The sequence below is a fragment of the Citrobacter sp. RHB25-C09 genome, from assembly GCF_013836145.1.
Classification (GTDB): domain Bacteria; phylum Pseudomonadota; class Gammaproteobacteria; order Enterobacterales; family Enterobacteriaceae; genus Citrobacter_A.
The window spans coordinates 3,380,085-3,397,414 of record NZ_CP057483.1 but is presented as its reverse complement, the minus strand read 5'-3'; the positions used below and the strand labels follow the sequence as shown (position 1 = coordinate 3,397,414).

Genomic DNA, 17,330 nt, shown 5'->3' with positions numbered 1-17,330 from the left:
ATATTACTGTCGGCTGAGCCGAGCTGTTTATCAGAAAGGCCAGCACGGTGAGATGCTGGCCAGTCAGTTTTCTTTTCTTAATCTGGAAGTTAGAGCGAGTCGACGCGTTAGCTCAGCGCCTCAAGAATGGCACCGTCCTGTTCCATTTGATCGAGACGAGTCAGGAGCTTACGGGTGATGTGCTCAAGTTGATCTTTTTCTGCGGCGCTGAGAGAGGACCACAGCTGATGCAGGCAGTGATGCTGCGGCGGCAAAACCTCGCGCAGAAAAGTTTGGCCTTTTTCGGTCAACTGCAGATGCAGGCAACGACGATCGTTGTCGCTTTCCCGGCGCTCAATCCAGCCGCGCTTTTCCAGCTCATCAGCGATACGCGTCGCGTTAGTACGGGATGACCCCAGAGCACAACTCAGTTCAGACGGCTGAATGCTGTGGTTTTCCTGAGACTCCAGCGTAATCAACGCCATAAACAACGTCTCGTTAATCCCTTGAGCTTTCAGCATTTTATTGCGGTTTTCCAGCAGCTTCCCCTGCATATGCATGCAGAGACGAGTAAGCAGAATTTCCTGATACGGAAAGTCTTCGTGGCGGCTGGCGCGAAATTTTAGCATTTGTTCAATGGGCGTAAACGAACTATCCATTTGGGCATGACCTCATTAATTTCAGCCGATATAGTAACGACAGTGACAAATAAAGTAAATGTATTATTAAACTAAAATAATTCTCACAGTTTATAAAATAGCTAACGCTTTCCAGGTCGATCCGTCGTCCCGGGCACTAAAAGCATTGGATTGATAGAGAAACAGGCGCGCGTACATAAAAATGCAGAAGAAAAACACGCTCAAACCCGAGGCGGGTGGCGTTAAGACCAAATGCAAAAGCTACAAGAAAATAACTCATGACGATCGGTAAACTGTCGTTACATCCTTCCATGTACGTTTCCGGACCGGAGCAGGACAGTGAAGCAGGGCTATCCATATAATTCTGCGCGTTATCACCAATGTTAAAATAACAAGAATGTATAATTCCTATAACCTTAACAGACTGAGGGGCTCCTTAACACCCTAAGAATACGCTCAGGAGCCTAAACCAGAGTAAACCGCTGCAATCCGCTTAAATTGCGGCTTCCTGCCGATGAAAACCTCGCCACCAGACCAGAAGATTTACCATTGCCACTGTTGCTCCTGCCAGGCAGACACCCGCCCATCCCGCATGTTGCCACGCAGTGGCGGAAACTAACGAACCGGCAGCGCCGCCAATAAAATAGCTGGTCATATAGCCTGCCGTCAGACGATTACGGGCATCAGGATGCAGGCGATAAATCACCGTCTGGTTGGTGATGTGTACGCCCTGAACCGTGAGGTCCAGTACCAGGATGCCAATGATGAGCGCCAGCACCGACCCGTGCCCCAGCCAGATGGCCAGCCAGGAGAGCAGCAGTAAAAGTAAGCTGTAGGTGGTGGTGAGATGAGAGTGGCCTTTATCCGCAAGCCCGCCAGCCGGACGTGCGCCAAGCGCACCCGCCGCACCCGCCAGCCCAAACAGGCCAATCACCCCTTCTGAATAATTGAACGGCGGCGCGGCCAGCAAAAAGGCCATTGATGTCCAGAGGATACTGAAGTTGGCAAACGTCAGGCAGCCCAGCAATGCGCGGGTCCGCAGAAATTTATCGTGGACAAACAGGCTGAAGATGGAGCCCAGTAACTGCGGGTAGTTCAGATGCGTCTCTGACTTAATTTTTGGCAGACCTCGCCATAACGCGAACGCCATCAGCACCATCAGCACAGCGGCAACCCAAAACACCGTGCGCCAGCCTCCAAGGTTAGACAGCAGGCCGGCTACGGTACGGGCGAGTAAAATCCCCAGCAGCAGCCCGCTCATAATCGTACCCACCACTTTGCCGCGTTTATCCGGGGTGGCAAGGGTGGCCGCCAGCGGCACCAGAATCTGCGCAACGACGGAAAATAATCCGGTCAGCGCAGTGCCGAGGATCATCATCGTGAGCGACTGACTGCTGGCGGTAATGAGCATCCCGCCCGCGGCGAGCAACGTCATGGAGACAATAAGCGTCCGGCGTTCGAACATATCGCCAAGCGGTACCAGAAACAGCAACCCGGCAGCGTAACCTAACTGTGCTGCGGTGACGATAAATCCGGCGGAACTGGCAGAAAGAGAGAAGTTACGCGCGATGGTATCAAGAAGCGGCTGGGCGTAATAGTTGCTGGCAACCGCCAGGCCGGTTGCCACAGACATGAGAACAATCAGTGCCGGGCTAAGCCCCTGGGGTGTTTTTGTCATTTGTTCGCGATCGTCAGTCAGATAATGATTTTATTGGAAATCAATCATAGCGGAAGTGAATGATTATTGGGAAAGTGTTGCGTGCCGGATTGTGCGGTTTTCGCAGTCTGCACGCTGTAAATAGACGAGCAGAATAATATCAGTCGCGATAAAGATCGGCTGTGGTGAGTGTCTCTGTTACCAATGAGCCTTTTCATCTCAGGAGAATATGATGAAACTTACCACCGCCCTGACAGGGCTTTCTGTGCTACTGGCTGCCGCTATTGCGCCGGCTTACGCTGCGCCGCAAGCGCACGTTGTTTGCGGTTACAGCCATACGCTTGGCGATGATGCCATCATGATGTTTGGCATGCCAAACCAGGCTATGTGGCACGACTTTTTCGGTAATACCCGTACCGACGCGGTGTCGACGTACCAGACGCTGCGCACACACGAAGCGACCACCTGCGATAACAAAGCCGATAGCTCAGCGTATTGGGCGCCGTCACTGAGGCTACCTGATGGTACCGTGGTTGCCCCTGCGTATCAGAAAACGTATTACCAGGCGAAGAACACCGCCGAACACCCGCTGCATCCTTTTCCGCCGGGACTCTCTCTGTTGGCGGGCGATCACCACGGCAGCGCGCCAAACTCCCACATCACGTTTTTATGTGCCAACGGCAAAGGCTATAGCAATAAAGCCGGAGAAGTGTGCGGTCTGCGTAAAGCGGGGGACGCAATACAGTTCAACATTGGGATACAGTTTCCGAACTGCTGGGATGGTATTCATCTGAAGCCGGGGCACGGTATGCCTAACGCAGCGTATGACAGCAACGGACAGTGTCCATCTGGCTATCCGGTGAAAATCCCGACGGTCAATATGAACGTGGCGTATGTCATTCCGGGCGTGGCGACGATGGATACCGCGAAGGTGCAGCTGTCGCTTGATCCGACCATGAACGGCGATGAGCGTGAGGAGCATTGGGGAAGCATTTACACCGCCCATGCGGACTTTATGAACGGCTGGACGGAAGATGCCGCGCGCTTTATGACCGACCTGTGCATGAACAATGGCCTCGACTGCGGGCTGAATGTACCTTATCGCTATGAAAAGGCAGTGGCGACCTGGGTCAGCAGCGAACAGCCTGATACCGTTATTACTGCACCGGAAAAATTGCTTATCCAGGATAACTGGCAAAATGGCGGGCGCATCCGCAATCCGGAAACCATGACGCTGGTGAAGTTCGCTATTCCGGCGTTACCGGCCGGTCAGGATCCGTCCCTGTTCAAATACCGCATCCGGATTTATGGTGGCAAGGTGGAGAGCAATGGCGCGGATCAAATCTTCTTCTACCCAGCCAGCAGTCACTGGGATCCGCAGAACGTCACCTGGCGGAATCGCCCGGCCTGTAACTATCGTTCAGACGCGGCGTTGTACCTTAATAACGCAAAAGAGTACCGAATGGTGGATGTGGACAAAGCCGTGCGTAAAGCGCTGGCGGAAGGGAAAACGGAGATATCGTGGTATATCGGCGGCGATCGGCAGGGCAATCATTATCAGTTCAACAATGCGGATACGCGGGAAAGTCTTGTGCTGATGCTGACGGGGTATAAAAAGACACCGGAAATTTAATTCTCTGTGCCGGATGGCGCTAACGCTTATCCGGCCTACATAACCGTAGGCCGGTGGCGTTCAGGTCTGCTTTATTTCTGCGCGGCCAGTGCCTCATTCACCCAGCCGTCGAACTGCTGCTGGTGGGCTTTGATCCAGCCATCAACGTGGCCCTGAACGTCCGCTTCTGACGCTTTCCCGTCATGCATCATCGCGTTCTGCGCGTTGATGTCCGCCAGCGGCAGTTTCATCAGCGAGAACAGCTTCGCCGCCGCCGGGTTTTTCTCCGCCCAGGCTTTGTTGGCAACGATATGCATGGTATTCACCGGGAAACCATAGTTCGCGCCGTTCGGCAGTTTGGTATCGATATCTTTCTGTTCGCCCGGCAGGGAGGAGAACGGCACCTGCAGCCAGACCACATCTTTACCCGGTTTCATCACGTCGCTTACCCAGTACGGCGTCCAGGTGTAGTACAGAATGGGTTTGCCTTCCTTAAAGCGGGTAATGGTATCGGCCATCATCGCGGCGTAATTTCCGTGGCTCACCTCAACCGTTTTTGCCAGATCAAACGCTTTGTTCTGATGGTTAATCACCGCTTCACAGCCCCAGCCCGGCGAGCAGCCCATCATGTCCGCTTTACCGTCGCCGTTGGTGTCAAAGATTTTGGCGATTTTCGGGTCTTTTAGCTGGGCAATATTGGTGATTTTGTACTGTTCAGCGGTTTTTTTGTCGATCAGGTAACCCTGAGCAGCGCCAGTCACAAAGGTGCCTTCACGGTAGAACTTTTTGTCCCCGCCCGCAGCGGCAAACATATCGTCATGCAGCGGCTGCCAGTTGACGGCGGTAAAAGTGGCATCGCCAGAGGCAATCGAGGTGTAGGCGACGTTGTAGTCCACTTCGCTCGGCTTGTTCACGGTGTAGCCCAGTTTTTCCAGCGCGCGGCTGACCAGCAGCGTCTGGAAGGTTTCTTCGGTGATGGTGCTTTGAATCGGCTGTACGGTAATGCCTTTACCCGGCAGGTCTGCAGCGAAAGCGCTGGTGGAGACAAGGGTGGCAAACGCTGTAGCAAAAAGTACGCTATGTCGCATCGTTGTTCCTTATTTTGATTTCATGAAAGGGCGGGTGAGAAGCCCGACGGGACCGGTTGTGTACCAACGGCGGTTGCCCCGGCTGCGTGAGTCGCGGCCTACGGCCTGAGTCAGGCGATCCAGAATAATGGCGAGGATCACGATGCCGACGCCACCCACGGTGGCCAGACCCATATCGAGACGACCAATGCCGCGCAGTACCATCTGACCCAGTCCGCCGACGGCGATCATGGAGGCGATCACCACCATGGAAAGGGCGAGCATCAGCGTCTGGTTTACACCGGCCATGATGGTTGGCATCGCCAGCGGGAGCTGAACTTTAAACAGCATTTGACGCGGGCTGGCACCGAACGAACGAGACGCTTCGATGAGATCTGCCGGTACCTGGTTTATCCCCAGAATGGTCAGGCGCACAATCGGCGGTAGCGCAAAGATAATCGTCACGACCACACCGGGTACGTTGCCGATACCGAACAGCATGACGATCGGCACCAGATACACAAACGCCGGTGTAGTCTGCATGGCATCAAGTAACGGGCGCACAATTTTGGCGGCCCGAGGACTCCGCGCCAGCCAGATCCCCATTGGCAGACCGATGATCACACAGAACAGCAGGGCGGTCAGCACCAGCGCCAGTGTGATCATCGCCTGTGACCAGGCCCCAATCGCGCCAATGGCGATCAGTGAAACAAGCGTCGCCACGCCCATTCCGACGCCGGAGATCTGCCAGGCGATCAGCGCAAAAATAATAATCGCTACCGGCGACGGCATCCCCAGCAGCAGTTGCTGAAAGCCGTTAAGGATGTAATCCACCGGGACACGAATGCCCTGGAAAACCGGACGGAAGTGAGTGACCACCCAGTCGATCCCTTCGGTCACCCAGCTATCCAGTGGGATCAGCGTCTTATGAAACGGATCGAGAATGTTGAAATGCTCAGGTGCCGGCGCGGGTGCGCTGGTCAGCCAGTCGGCGCTACCGCCATCGGCAGGTGCGCCCGCAGGCGTGCCCCAGGCATCAGCAGCTTGTGCGGCGTTGTCGGTCGCCGGTGCGGTATCCCACGGATTTGATTGATCAGCCATTGTTTGCCCCCTCGCGATCTAAAGCCTGTAGCAGCATGCGTTTTGAAATAATGCCGACATACTGCTGTTCCTCATCCACCACTGGCACCGCGCAGGGTGCCTGCCCGACGTGGGAGAGCAGTTCGCTAAGAGGAGTTTGTGCGTCCACGACCAGCGGTTCGTCGATCAACGCCCCTTCGATTCCCTGAGCCTGGGATAACGCTGCTTTCAGGGAGTCGATGGAGACCACGCCAACGTACTTATTGCCGCGCTCAATGACATAGCCATATTCCCGATCTTCGTCCTGCAATAATTTCAACGCCGACCGGGGGCCAAATCCTGGCGTTTTACGAATAATGCCGTTCGGGGTTCGGCGGGCAATATCTTTGGCGCTAAACACCTGACTAATATCGACGCCCCGGAAGAAGGTGCGTACATAATCATTCGCCGGATTATTCAGAATTTCATCCGGCGTACCGACCTGCACCACCTCACCATTTTGCATAATGGCGATACGGTCGCCAATGCGCATGGCTTCATCAAGGTCGTGTGAAATAAAGACAATCGTGCGCTGATGTTTCGCCTGCAATTTCACCAGTTCATCCTGCATCTCGGTACGAATTAACGGATCGAGTGCCGAAAAGGCTTCATCCATTAATAAGATATCAGGGTTAATGGCTAATGCGCGGGCCAGACCTACACGCTGACGCATACCGCCGGAAAGTTCATCCGGGTATCCGTGAGCGTAATTTTCCAGACCGACCTGACGCAGGGCATCGAGCGCTTTTTCGCGGCGCTCATCCGCAGAAACACCCGCTAATTCCATGCCGAATGCGGTATTATCCAGCACGGTCATATGCGGCATTAACGCAAATGACTGGAAGACCATCGCAATCTTTTTTCTGCGCACCTCGCGGAGCTCGGCCTCGGATATTTTTGCAATATCAATGCCGTCGATCAGTACCTGTCCGCGGGTGGGTTCAATCAGGCGATTGAGAAGGCGTACCATTGTGGATTTACCCGAACCGGATAATCCCATGATGACAAATATCTCGCCTTCTTCAATGGCCAGACTGGCGTCTTTAACGCCAAGCGATAGCCCTGTTTTTTCCAGAATGTGTTCTTTTGAAAGTCCTTTTTCAATATATTTGAAGGCGCGTTGCGGATGCTCTCCAAATATTTTATATAAATTCTTCACTTCTAATTTAATTGCCATGTAATAAAAAGGTTCCTGTTATTTATTTATGTCGATATGTTACCTGATAGAAATAGTGGCCTGTTTCTACCCTAACATACTGAGAATCTGAGACAACCCTGAATGTCAGAATGCAGGGAATTATAACTCAGGCGAATTGTCGGAATTCCCTGTGATATAAGGGCTGAAGGCGAATGTGCGTGGGGTGATATTTTTTGTAAATACCAACAGAATTGCGCCTGAATTTCAGGAATTCAGGCGAATATGATGAATGCTATTGAGTGTAGAACACCCTGAAATATTTGTGTGATAAAAAGGATATCAGTCCTTAATATTAGCCTGAAGTTTGTGGTGATATTTCCTTAACAAATTGGTGTTAAAAATTCCAGTCTTCATCTTTGGTTTCGACCGCTTTACCCATTACATAAGACGAACCCGAACCGGAGAAAAAGTCATGATTCTCGTCGGCATTTGGCGACAGCGCGGCAAGTATCGCCGGATTCACCTCTGCCATTTCCGCCGGGAACAGCGCTTCGTATCCCAGGTTCATTAATGCTTTATTGGTGTTGTAGCAGAGGAATGCGTTGACGTCCTCTACCCAGCCGGTGTCTGCGTACAGCGCTTCGGTATAAGAAACTTCGTTTTCGTACAAATCAATCAGTAGATCGAGGGCAAAGTTCTTCAACGCCTCACGCTCAGACTCAGTGCATTTTTCCAGACCTTTCTGGTACTTATAGCCAATGTAGTAACCGTGGACCGCCTCATCACGGATGATCAGGCGGATGAGATCGGCCGTGTTGGTGAGTTTACCGCGACTGGAGAAATACATCGGCAGCCAGAAGCCGGAATAAAACAGAAATGATTCCAGAAACACGCTGGCTATTTTCTTCTTCAGCGGCTCGTCGCTGGCATAGTGAGTAAGGATAATTTGCGCCTTATGCTGCAACGGTGCGTTTTCTTCACTCCAGGCATAGGCGGCATCGACATCTTTGCTCTGGCACAGCGTAGAGAAGATAGAACTGTATGAGCGGGCGTGTACGGCTTCCATAAAGCTGATGTTTGAGAGCACGGCCTCTTCGTGCGGCGTCAGGGAATCCGCCATCAGCGAAGGCGCACCTTTGATATTTTGAATTGTGTCGAGCAGCGTCAGTCCGGTAAAGACGCGGATGGTGAGCTGCTGTTCGGCAGCGTTCAGGCTCTGCCACGCCGGGATATCGTTCGATAACGGCACTTTTTCCGGTAGCCAGAAGTTGCTGGTCAGGCGATTCCACACTTCAAGATCTTTATCATCCTGGATCTTATTCCAGTTAATCGCGCTCACGCGTGATAGTTTCATACCGCTCTCCTTACAGTGCGCATGACACGCAGCCTTCGATTTCAGTGCCTTCCAGCGCCAACTGGCGCAACCGGATGTAGTACAGCGACTTAATCCCTTTGCGCCACGCGTAGATCTGCGCTTTGTTGATATCGCGGGTAGTGGCGGTATCAGGGAAAAACAGCGTCAGCGACAACCCCTGATCGACATGACGCGTCGCTTCGGCGTAGGTATCAATGATTTTTTCCGCACCGATTTCATACGCGTCCTGGTACATGTCGAGATTGTCGTTGGTCATAAACGGCGCCGGGTAATACACGCGTCCGGTTTTGCCCTCTTTGCGGATCTCCACCTTCGAGACAATGGGGTGAATGCTGGAGGTTGCATGATTGATGTAGGAGATCGACCCGGTGGGAGGCACCGCCTGTAAATTCTGGTTGTAGATGCCATAACGCATCACATCGTCACGTAGCTGTTGCCACATTTCTCGAGTTGGCAGCGTGATGCCGCTACGGGTGAACAGTGCGCGAACTTTCTCTGTTTTCGGCTGCCAGTCGTCTTCCAGATACTGGGTAAAGTAGTCGCCGCTGGCATAGCGCGACTGTTTAAAACCGGCAAAGGTCTTCCCGCGCTCGCGCGCTAATCGCATCGAGGTGTTCAGCGCATGCCAGGTGATGGTGTAGAAATAGAGGTTGGTAAAGTCCAGCCCTTCCGGTGACCCGTAAGCGATGCCTTCTCGTGCGAGATAGCCGTGTAGGTTCATCTGCCCCAGGCCGATGGCGTGTGAGGCGGCATTGCCTGCTTCAATCGAGGGGACGCTGCGGATATGGCTCATATCAGAAACCGCCGTCAGGCCGCGAATCGCAGTCGCCACCGTGCGGCCAAAGTCGGGTGAATCCATGGTGTGGGCAATATTCAGCGAACCGAGGTTACAGGAGATGTCATGCCCGGTCTGCACGTAATTTAGGTTATCGTCGAAAGTAGACGCGCTATTCACCTGCAAAATTTCCGAGCACAGGTTACTCATATTAATGCGCCCGGCGATGGGGTTGGCGCGATTCACCGTGTCCTCATACATGATGTACGGGTAGCCTGATTCGAACTGAATTTCCGCCAGGGTCTGGAAAAAATCGCGAGCGTTAATATATTTTTTGCGCACGCGCGGGTCGGCGACCAGTTCGTCATAACGTTCGGTGATCGCAATATCACCGAAGGGTTTACCGTAAAGGCGTTCAACGTCATAGGGTGAAAACAGCGCCATCTGCGCGTTCTCTTTTGCCAGCCGGAAGGTGATGTCAGGGATCACCACGCCGAGCGAGAGCGTTTTAATGCGGATTTTCTCATCGACGTTTTCGCGCTTGGTATCGAGAAATCGCAGAATATCCGGGTGATGCGCATGCAGATACACGGCGCCCGCACCCTGACGCGCGCCAAGCTGATTGGCATACGAAAATGCGTCTTCCAGCATCTTCATTACCGGGATCACACCGGAGGACTGGTTCTCAATGCGCTTGATGGGCGCACCGGCTTCACGCAGGTTCGACAGTAAAAACGCGACGCCGCCGCCGCGCTTAGAGAGTTGCAGCGCCGAGTTCACCGCCCGACCGATCGACTCCATATTGTCTTCAATACGCAGGAGGAAGCAGGAAACCAGTTCGCCGCGCTGCTGTTTTCCGCAGTTCAGGAAGGTTGGCGTGGCAGGCTGGAAGCGGCCCGACAGCATTTCATCAGTAAGCTGGGTCGCCAGGGCTTCATCTCCCTGGGCGAGCGTCAGCGCCACCATCACCACGCGGTCAGGAAAATCTTCCAGATACCGTTTGCCATCAAAGGTTTTCAGGGTGTAGCTGGTATAGAACTTCCACGCGCCAAGGAAAGTCTGGAATCGGAAACCGCTGGCGTGGGCATGAGCAAAAAGCGACGCCACGAAAGCGCGATCGTAGCGGGCGAGAACGCTTTCGTCGTAATAGCCGTCGCGCACCAGCGTTGTCAGACGTTCTTCCTGACTGGCAAAGGTCACCGAATTGGGGCGAACGTGGGCGGTGAAAAAGGCGTCCACCGCCTCGCGATCTTTCTCAAACTGAATGCGTCCTGCTTTATCGTACAGATTCAGCATGGCGTTCAGCGCATGGTAATCCAGCGTTTCCTGCATTACGCGCTCTGCGGTTGTCGTTGCCAAAATTCGCTTACTCCTTTGCGGACGTTGTCGATATCGCGTTGTGTTCCCATAAGCTCGAAACGATAGAGCCAGGGTACGGCGCATTTCTGTGCAACCACGTCACCTGCGCGGCCATACGCCTCGCCGAAGTTTCGGTTGCCAGAGGCAATCACGCCGCGAATTAACGCCCGGTTGTGTTCATCATTTAAAAAGCGGATCACCTGACGCGGCACTGCACCTGCCGTCCCGCCGCCGCCATAAGAGGGGACCACCAGAATGTACGGTTCGTCTACCTGAATGCGCTCGCGCTCGTTGAGCGGAATGCGAATCGCGGGCAGCCCCAGACGCAGCATAAAGCGGTGCGTATTTTCGGAGCTGCTGGAAAAGTAGACGAGCGGACTCATGCGCTGGCCACGCGGGGTTCGGGATGTAGACGGTTGATCATGTCCGGGCGAAATCCCGACCAGCTTATGTCCCCCGCAATCACCACCGGCAACTGCCGAAAGCCCTGAGTGCGTAGCGTTTCGGCCGCGTCGGGAACCAGATCGACGTTTACCATTTCAAATTCAAAACCACGGCTTTCCATTGCCCGTTTCGTGGCGTGGCACTGAACACAGTTATTGCGAGTGTAAATAGTAATGCGCATGATTCGTATTTCCGCATCAGATTAAAGAACGGCGCAAAAGGATGCGTCGGATTGTGTGTGCTGATACAAACAATACTAGATGTAGTTGAAATAACTTTCAACCATACAAGATATGGGAATAATCGATAAGGGGTGGCTTTTGGAAAATGCCCGATGGCGCATACGCTTATCGGGCCTACAGGCACAACGTAGGCCGGAAAAGGCGTTGACGCCGCCATCCGGCAGCACAACATTACATCCGCATACTGACGGCGAGGCGGTTGAAGCAGTTCATCAGACCGATGGCAAAGGTCAGGTCACTGATCTCCCGTGCGCTGAAGTGTTCGAGCAGCGGCAGGTAAACGTCATCTTCGGCATGCGTTCTGGCGATGTCGGTTACTGACTCTGCCCACGCCAGCGCCGCCTGTTCCGATGCACTGAAATGGTGGCTTACCCGCCAGCCCGCCAGCGCGTCCAGTTTACTTTGCGCCACGTCTGCTTTGCGCAGCGCCTTGCTGTGCATCTCAAGGCAAAATGCGCAGCCATTAATCTGCGAAATCCGCAGGTAAATCAGTTCCATCAGCGTGGTATCAAGCGCACTGTTTTCCAGGGCTTTTTTTGCCTGACCCAGGGCGTTATACACTTCAGGACTAAGCTCATAATAGGGCTGGCGTAACATCGTCATGGTATCTCTCCTCGTTTTGATGTCACGCAATGTAGCATTATAATGGACTGCTTCAGAGGGCCATATTTTTACTTAAAAAGCAGACCATAATGATACCGCGCTACCTGCAAATTGCCCGTCAATTGAAAACCGCCATTGAACAAGGTGAGCTTAAGCCTGGGGCCAGGCTTCCTTCCAGCCGCACCTGGTCCCAGGAATTGGGGATTTCCCGTTCCACGGTTGAAAACGCCTATGCGGAACTGGTGGCTCAGGGTTGGCTGGTGAGAAAAGGGCAGGCGGGGACGTATGTGAGCGGGCAATTAACGCCGGAGCATCGCACCGTTACGCCGGCTTTTTTGGGGGGTGAAGATCCGGTTCCTCAGCCCTTTCAGATGGGATTACCCGCGCTCGACCTCTTCCCGCGAGAGTTGTGGGCACGGGTGATGGGACGTCGACTGCGCACTCAGAGTCGTTTTGATCTGGCGTTAGGTGACGTCTGTGGGGAAGCTATTCTGCGCCAGGCGATTGTGGATTATCTGCGCGTGTCGCGCAGTATCGAGTGCCTGCCGGAGCAGGTTTTTATTACTTCCGGCTATGCGGCTTCGATGACGCTTGCACTGCGTGCGCTGGCCGCACCGGGCGAAGGCATGTGGATAGAAGACCCCGGTTTTCCGCTGATCCGCCCGGTAATAGAACAGGAGAATGTGAAGCTGCTTCCGGTCGCAGTCGATCAGGATGGCCTGGATGTCGCGGCGGGCATTCGCGACTATCCCAGTGCCCGCTTTGCCCTTCTGACCCCTGCTCATCAAAGTCCTTTGGGCGTGGCGCTGTCGTTATCCCGGCGACATCAACTTCTGGCGTGGGCGTCAAGCGCTCAGGCGTGGATCATCGAAGATGATTACGACAGCGAATTTCGCTATCACGGCAAGCCGCTGCCGCCACTGAAGAGCCTCGACGCACCGCAGCGAGTGATATACGCGGGTTCATTCAGTAAATCGCTGTTTCCCGCATTGCGCACTGCCTGGCTGGTGGTACCGATAAACCAGGTCGATCGCTTTCGCCAGCAGGCGGCACGGATGGCCTGTAGCGTTCCGGTACTCTGGCAGCGTACGCTGGCGGATTTTATTCACGAGGGCCATTTTTGGCGACATCTGAAGAAAATGCGTCAGCACTACGCGCAGCGACGGCAATGGACAGAGACGGCGCTGCGTATGCAGGGATTCCAGGTGGTGCCCCAGGAAGGTGGCATTCAGTTGGTGATAGCCGTTAAGGAGGACGATGTCGCTCTGGTGGAGGAAGCCAATCGCGCAGGGCTGGCGGTACAGGCGCTCAGCCGATGGCGGATAAATTCTGTCGGTCAGGGGGGCCTGCTGCTGTCGTTTACCAATATCAGCTCTGCTGAAATGGCGGAGCGGGTAGCAAAGAGGCTACGGCAAGCAATAGGGAAGGCCGGATAAGACGCATCGCGTCGCCATCCGGCATGTCACGCAGTTAACGACGCAGGCTCAACAGCGCCCCGACGAAAATCCCCACAGCCGCTGCTGTACCGACGCTGCACCACGGTTTTTCACGCACAAAGGTATCGGCACAACCGACGGCGTCGCGGGCAGCCTGCTGAACGCGTGTGCGTCCGTGCATACGTGCCCGAGTCTCCTTCAACAGGGCCTGCGCTTTACGGCGTGCCGTTTCGGCTTCATCTTTCGCGTCGCTTCCCCATGACTTCAGTACAGCCTCCAGGCTATCCGCTAATTGATTGACGTCATTGTGAATATCCTGCACACCTTCATCTACGTCGTTTCGGTTCGGTCGATTAAACATATGATCCTCCAGTGATTTCGATGTCGCTTTTCAGTTTAGTCCATATTTAAAACTTCAGAGGGCCGTCACGGTGTCATTTTACGTTTATGGACTTTTCTGAAAGCGTTGCTAATGCTGAATCAGGTAAGGTAAGCCCGCTGTAAAAGATAACGAGGAAGAAATATGTATTTACGACCTGACGAGGTGGCGCGCGTACTTGAAAAAGTGGGATTTACAGTAGATGTGGTCACGCAGAAAGCTTATGGCTATCGACGTGGCGAAAATTATGTCTATGTGAATCGTGAAGCGCGTATGGGACGCACTGCGCTGGTGATTCATCCGACGTTAAAAGAACGCAGCTCTTCGCTGGCCGAACCCGCGACAGATATTAAAACCTGCGATCATTACCAGAATTTTCCGTTGTATTTAGCCGGGGAGACGCACGAACATTACGGCATTCCCCACGGCTTTAGTTCGCGTATTGCGCTTGAGCGCTATTTGAACGGACTGTTCGGCGAGGCGAGTTAAAGGGGCGACTGGCGTTGCCAGTCGCTTACTCGTTTTACGCTTTAACCTGCTGGTAACGACTGACCTTAAACAGGCGGCGGCAGTAATCCAGAAAATAGCCATAGACCGCCCCCATCATCATCGATACCACAATATTTGAACTCACTGCCGCCGTAATCTGATGCCAGTCGGCACCGACCGTCAGCAAAATTGCCACATAAACCGGAGACTGGAAGGTCACATAGGCCAGCACGTCAGCCAGGTTTTTCGCCCATCCAGCAGGACTCACATTACGCGACGCTTTCATAAAGAGATCGCGATACATGCCGTATGGCCAGGCGATCAGGATGTTGATCGGAATGGCAACCAGTCTGGAAGAGAGGGATTGTTCAAAGGTCATTCCTGAGAGGAAGACTTCGATCAGCATGTTCACGACTGAACAATAAACAACCATCGCGAACGTGTCTGCTACGGCATGACGTAAGCGTGACTGCGGTGAGAACATGCTCCTGCTCCTTAATATGAAAGGGAAAAAGGGGTCTAAAATTGCGTGCTTTAGTGTTTTAGCGTGGTACCTTTGCTGATTTATAGATTATATTTCTGCATTAAAACTATCAACTAGCGTAATGTTTTTATTTTTTCGCATTTTGTCGATAAAATACTCTGCAAGTGTGGTAAAAGAGAGAGACGCGGAGTTTTCGTTTTCCTTAATAGATAACCCTATAAAAATCAATCTCTTGGTTATTTTAGGAGAAAAAGGAGAGAGGCGAGGAAAATAACGCGGCGAGCAATCACTCACCGCTGAGGGTTTATTTCACTTAAAGATTACGTTCGGCGATTCCATGGCATGATTTCGAGTAGGCGAGCCATGCCGCAGAATCCGCTAATTCCGGCAAACATCAGTCCTGCACCCACGAAACCGCTCAACAGGAAAAAACCGCTGCTGACGCTGTAACCCAGCAAGACGCCAAGCAGGGTCAGCCCGCCTGCTGCAATTTGCACCTGACGCATCAACGGCAGCGGCTGTGACTTATCTTCTGCTACCGGCAAACCCGCAGCTTTCCAGCCCTCAATACCGCCTTCCAGCAGCCAGACGTCGGCAGGTGCCGCCGCGGCCTGCAGTTTTGCCGCATTGTTTTGCGTACGTTTCCCGGACTGACAGTGAAAAATAATCTGCTCGCCTCTGAGCTTTTCTGGTAAGCCGCCCTGTTCCAGCGCCGGAAGCGGGGCCAGCTCTGCCTGCGGAATATGCTCATGCAGGTATTCATCGGCGTCGCGAATATCTATCAGTCTGGCACCCTGCTCAATACGTAACAGCGCATCGCGCGGGGAGATCGTCCCGATGGTCATACTGCCTCCTTATGGACAATAAACGGTTTTCAATGTGGCAATAATCGCATTCACTGCCGCGTTTTTAATGGAGTAGAGAATGCGCTGGGCATCTCTCTGACTGTCGATAAGTCCCTCTTCGCGCATCCGCGCCAGGTGCTGTGAGGTGGCGGAGGGGCTAAGTCCCGTTGCGCGCGCCAGTTCGCCCGCGCTGGTGCCGGGCGAACCGCAAAGCATGCATAAAATCAGCAGTCGCTTCGGGTGACTCATCGCTTTCAGCAGCACCGCCGCCTGTCCGGCGCTGGCCTGTAGTTGTTCGAGTTCATTCATAATAATTTTAGTATTTGCTAAATTAAGTAAATTCTAAACTAAATAACAGATCATTTCCAGCGCGAGTAGATAAAGGGTCAAGGGGAAAGACGTTGGTCCACAACGTGGTGATTTATCCGATTCATTCTTCCCGGTCAGCACGGCGTCTATTCAATTGCATCCCTTTTGCTACACTTCGTGTGGGTATACATTCAACTGCTGAGGTGAATATGGGTATTTTCAACTTTGTTAAAGACGCCGGGGAAAAGCTTTGGGATGCGGTGACCGGCAATCACGAGAAAGAAGATTTAGCAAAGAAGGTCCAGGATCACCTGTCTAAAACGGGTATTCCGGATTCTGATAAAGTGAATGTTCAAATCGTCGACGGCAAAGCGACCGTTTCCGGTGACGGATTAAGCCAGGAAGCAAAAGAAAAAATCCTCATTGCGGTGGGGAACATCGCGGGGATCGGAAGCGTGGAAGATCAGGTGAAAACCGCAACTCCCGCAACAGAGAGCCAGTTCTATACGGTCAAATCTGGCGATACCTTAAGCGCAATTTCGAAACAGGTTTACGGTAACGCCAATCTGTATAACAAAATCTTTGAAGCGAATAAGCCGATGCTGAAAAGCCCGGATAAAATTTATCCCGGCCAGGTTCTGCGTATTCCGGAAGAGTGATGAGTTTCAGGACTTTTGCGCCAGCAGTTTGCCGGACATGGCCTGTTGAATGATAGGAATCGGCGTTAACAGATGCTGGCGCATTAATTCGCTGGCGCGTAGCGCATCGCGCGCCAGAATTGCCTCCGTCAACGTCTGATGCTGAATGTGTTTATCCTCCAGCATTTCAACGGACAGCACCGTTTCACGCAGCCAGATAAACCGATAGCGTGCCGCGAGATCGAAAAGACGCTCGCGCATTTGCAGCAGATAATTGGAACCACAACCGGCGACGATGGCGGTATGAAATGCCTGATGGCGCAGGTCCCACTCATCCAGCATATGTTCGCTGGCGTCGCTGGCCTCGAGTTTACTGAGCAGATGGGCGCGGGCGAGGATCTCTGCTTCCCATTCGTCACCGCCGCGCTCGATAGCCAGCCCGACCAGCATGGCTTCCATATTGGCACGGGCGTCGAAAATATCGAGCAACTCCTGTTCCGACATGGACGCTACCCGATACCCTTTTTGATTCACCACCGTGACCAAATGCTCCGCCACCAGTTGCGAGAGCGCCTCTCTGAGCGGCCCAACGCCAAGCGCATAGCGCGAGGTTAATAAGCTCATACGCAGCTTTTCGTCAGGCTGATAAACACCGCGAATAATATCGTTTTTAAGCCAGCGGTATCCATCTATGGCCGTCGGATGAGAAATGGCGGTCATGGTCTTACTCCTGAACAGAGTT

Annotated in this window: 19 protein-coding genes and 1 pseudogene; 4 read left to right on the top strand and 16 right to left on the bottom strand. The window is 53.3% G+C overall.

Translation table 11 applies throughout. The annotated features are described in order from the left end of the window. Positions 1-107: 107 nt before the first annotated feature. The 3 genes and pseudogenes from mprA to HVY19_RS16055 form a co-directional block, all read right to left on the bottom strand. Entirely contained in the window at positions 108-638 is a 531-nt protein-coding gene (gene mprA / locus HVY19_RS16065; RefSeq protein WP_181681490.1) for a transcriptional repressor MprA, read from the bottom strand. Between the two features lie 168 nt (positions 639-806). Next, a pseudogene (locus tag HVY19_RS16060) lies at positions 807-975 on the bottom strand (branched-chain amino acid ABC transporter permease); the annotation flags it as partial. A gap of 135 nt (positions 976-1,110) precedes the next feature. After that, positions 1,111-2,295, bottom strand: a complete 1,185-nt coding sequence (locus HVY19_RS16055; RefSeq protein ID WP_181681489.1) for an MFS transporter — start codon at positions 2,293-2,295, stop codon at positions 1,111-1,113. Positions 2,296-2,506: 211 nt separating this feature from the next. On the opposite strand from HVY19_RS16055, the gene HVY19_RS16050 reads away from it, so the two are divergent. Further along, on the top strand, positions 2,507-3,907 hold the full coding sequence (locus HVY19_RS16050; protein ID WP_181684306.1) for a DUF1996 domain-containing protein: 1,401 nt from the start codon (positions 2,507-2,509) through the stop codon (positions 3,905-3,907). Positions 3,908-3,978: 71 nt separating this feature from the next. Here HVY19_RS16050 and proX read toward each other — a convergent pair whose 3' ends face one another. The 8 genes from proX to HVY19_RS16010 form a co-directional block, all read right to left on the bottom strand. After that, on the bottom strand, positions 3,979-4,974 hold the full coding sequence (gene proX, locus HVY19_RS16045) for a glycine betaine/L-proline ABC transporter substrate-binding protein ProX (RefSeq protein WP_181681488.1): 996 nt from the start codon (positions 4,972-4,974) through the stop codon (positions 3,979-3,981). Between the two features lie 9 nt (positions 4,975-4,983). Further along, positions 4,984-6,054, bottom strand: a complete 1,071-nt coding sequence (gene proW, locus HVY19_RS16040; RefSeq protein WP_181681487.1) for a glycine betaine/L-proline ABC transporter permease ProW — start codon at positions 6,052-6,054, stop codon at positions 4,984-4,986. Continuing rightward, complete coding sequence (gene proV, locus HVY19_RS16035; RefSeq protein WP_181681486.1) at positions 6,047-7,249, bottom strand: glycine betaine/L-proline ABC transporter ATP-binding protein ProV; 1,203 nt, start codon at positions 7,247-7,249, stop codon at positions 6,047-6,049. Before proV ends, proW begins: the two co-directional genes overlap by 8 nt. A 355-nt stretch (positions 7,250-7,604) precedes the next feature. Then, entirely contained in the window at positions 7,605-8,564 is a 960-nt protein-coding gene (gene nrdF / locus HVY19_RS16030; protein WP_181681485.1) for a class 1b ribonucleoside-diphosphate reductase subunit beta, read from the bottom strand. Between the two features lie 10 nt (positions 8,565-8,574). Further along, the gene (nrdE, locus tag HVY19_RS16025) at positions 8,575-10,719 is read right to left on the bottom strand and encodes a class 1b ribonucleoside-diphosphate reductase subunit alpha (protein ID WP_181681484.1); all 2,145 of its coding nucleotides are present in this window, start codon (positions 10,717-10,719) and stop codon (positions 8,575-8,577) included. After that, on the bottom strand, positions 10,692-11,102 hold the full coding sequence (nrdI, locus tag HVY19_RS16020; RefSeq protein ID WP_181681483.1) for a class Ib ribonucleoside-diphosphate reductase assembly flavoprotein NrdI: 411 nt from the start codon (positions 11,100-11,102) through the stop codon (positions 10,692-10,694). The genes nrdE and nrdI overlap by 28 nt, the downstream gene beginning before the upstream one ends. Further along, positions 11,099-11,344, bottom strand: coding sequence for a glutaredoxin-like protein NrdH (nrdH, locus tag HVY19_RS16015; protein ID WP_181681482.1), 246 nt, complete (start codon positions 11,342-11,344; stop codon positions 11,099-11,101). Before nrdH ends, nrdI begins: the two co-directional genes overlap by 4 nt. Positions 11,345-11,576: 232 nt before the next feature. Next, positions 11,577-12,008 carry a carboxymuconolactone decarboxylase family protein gene (locus HVY19_RS16010; RefSeq protein ID WP_181681481.1) on the bottom strand — a complete coding sequence of 144 codons (432 nt, stop codon included), beginning with the start codon at positions 12,006-12,008 and terminating at the stop codon, positions 11,577-11,579. 92 nt (positions 12,009-12,100) lie between these two features. On the opposite strand from HVY19_RS16010, the gene HVY19_RS16005 reads away from it, so the two are divergent. Continuing rightward, positions 12,101-13,444, top strand: a complete 1,344-nt coding sequence (locus HVY19_RS16005; protein ID WP_181684305.1) for a PLP-dependent aminotransferase family protein — start codon at positions 12,101-12,103, stop codon at positions 13,442-13,444. Positions 13,445-13,478: 34 nt separating this feature from the next. On the opposite strand, the gene HVY19_RS16000 is transcribed toward HVY19_RS16005, so the two are convergent. Then, positions 13,479-13,805, bottom strand: coding sequence for a DUF883 domain-containing protein (locus HVY19_RS16000; protein ID WP_181681480.1), 327 nt, complete (start codon positions 13,803-13,805; stop codon positions 13,479-13,481). A 162-nt stretch (positions 13,806-13,967) separates the two neighbouring features. Here HVY19_RS16000 and HVY19_RS15995 point away from each other — a divergent pair, with 162 nt between their 5' ends. Next, the gene (locus HVY19_RS15995; protein ID WP_181681479.1) at positions 13,968-14,312 is read left to right on the top strand and encodes a DUF2002 family protein; all 345 of its coding nucleotides are present in this window, start codon (positions 13,968-13,970) and stop codon (positions 14,310-14,312) included. Between the two features lie 34 nt (positions 14,313-14,346). Here the strand turns inward: HVY19_RS15995 and alaE are convergent, their stop codons facing one another. From alaE to HVY19_RS15980, 3 genes are all read right to left on the bottom strand, one after another. Beyond that, entirely contained in the window at positions 14,347-14,796 is a 450-nt protein-coding gene (gene alaE / locus HVY19_RS15990; RefSeq protein ID WP_181681478.1) for an L-alanine exporter AlaE, read from the bottom strand. Positions 14,797-15,116: 320 nt separating this feature from the next. After that, positions 15,117-15,641 (bottom strand): rhodanese family protein, encoded by a 525-nt coding sequence (locus HVY19_RS15985; protein WP_181681477.1) that lies wholly within the window; start codon positions 15,639-15,641, stop codon positions 15,117-15,119. A gap of 9 nt (positions 15,642-15,650) precedes the next feature. Continuing rightward, positions 15,651-15,950 (bottom strand): metalloregulator ArsR/SmtB family transcription factor, encoded by a 300-nt coding sequence (locus HVY19_RS15980; protein ID WP_181681476.1) that lies wholly within the window; start codon positions 15,948-15,950, stop codon positions 15,651-15,653. Between the two features lie 209 nt (positions 15,951-16,159). On the opposite strand from HVY19_RS15980, the gene lysM reads away from it, so the two are divergent. After that, entirely contained in the window at positions 16,160-16,609 is a 450-nt protein-coding gene (lysM, locus tag HVY19_RS15975) for a peptidoglycan-binding protein LysM (RefSeq protein ID WP_181681475.1), read from the top strand. 6 nt (positions 16,610-16,615) lie between these two features. On the opposite strand, the gene csiR is transcribed toward lysM, so the two are convergent. Continuing rightward, complete coding sequence (csiR, locus tag HVY19_RS15970; protein ID WP_181681474.1) at positions 16,616-17,308, bottom strand: DNA-binding transcriptional regulator CsiR; 693 nt, start codon at positions 17,306-17,308, stop codon at positions 16,616-16,618. Between the last annotated feature and the right edge of the window lie 22 nt (positions 17,309-17,330).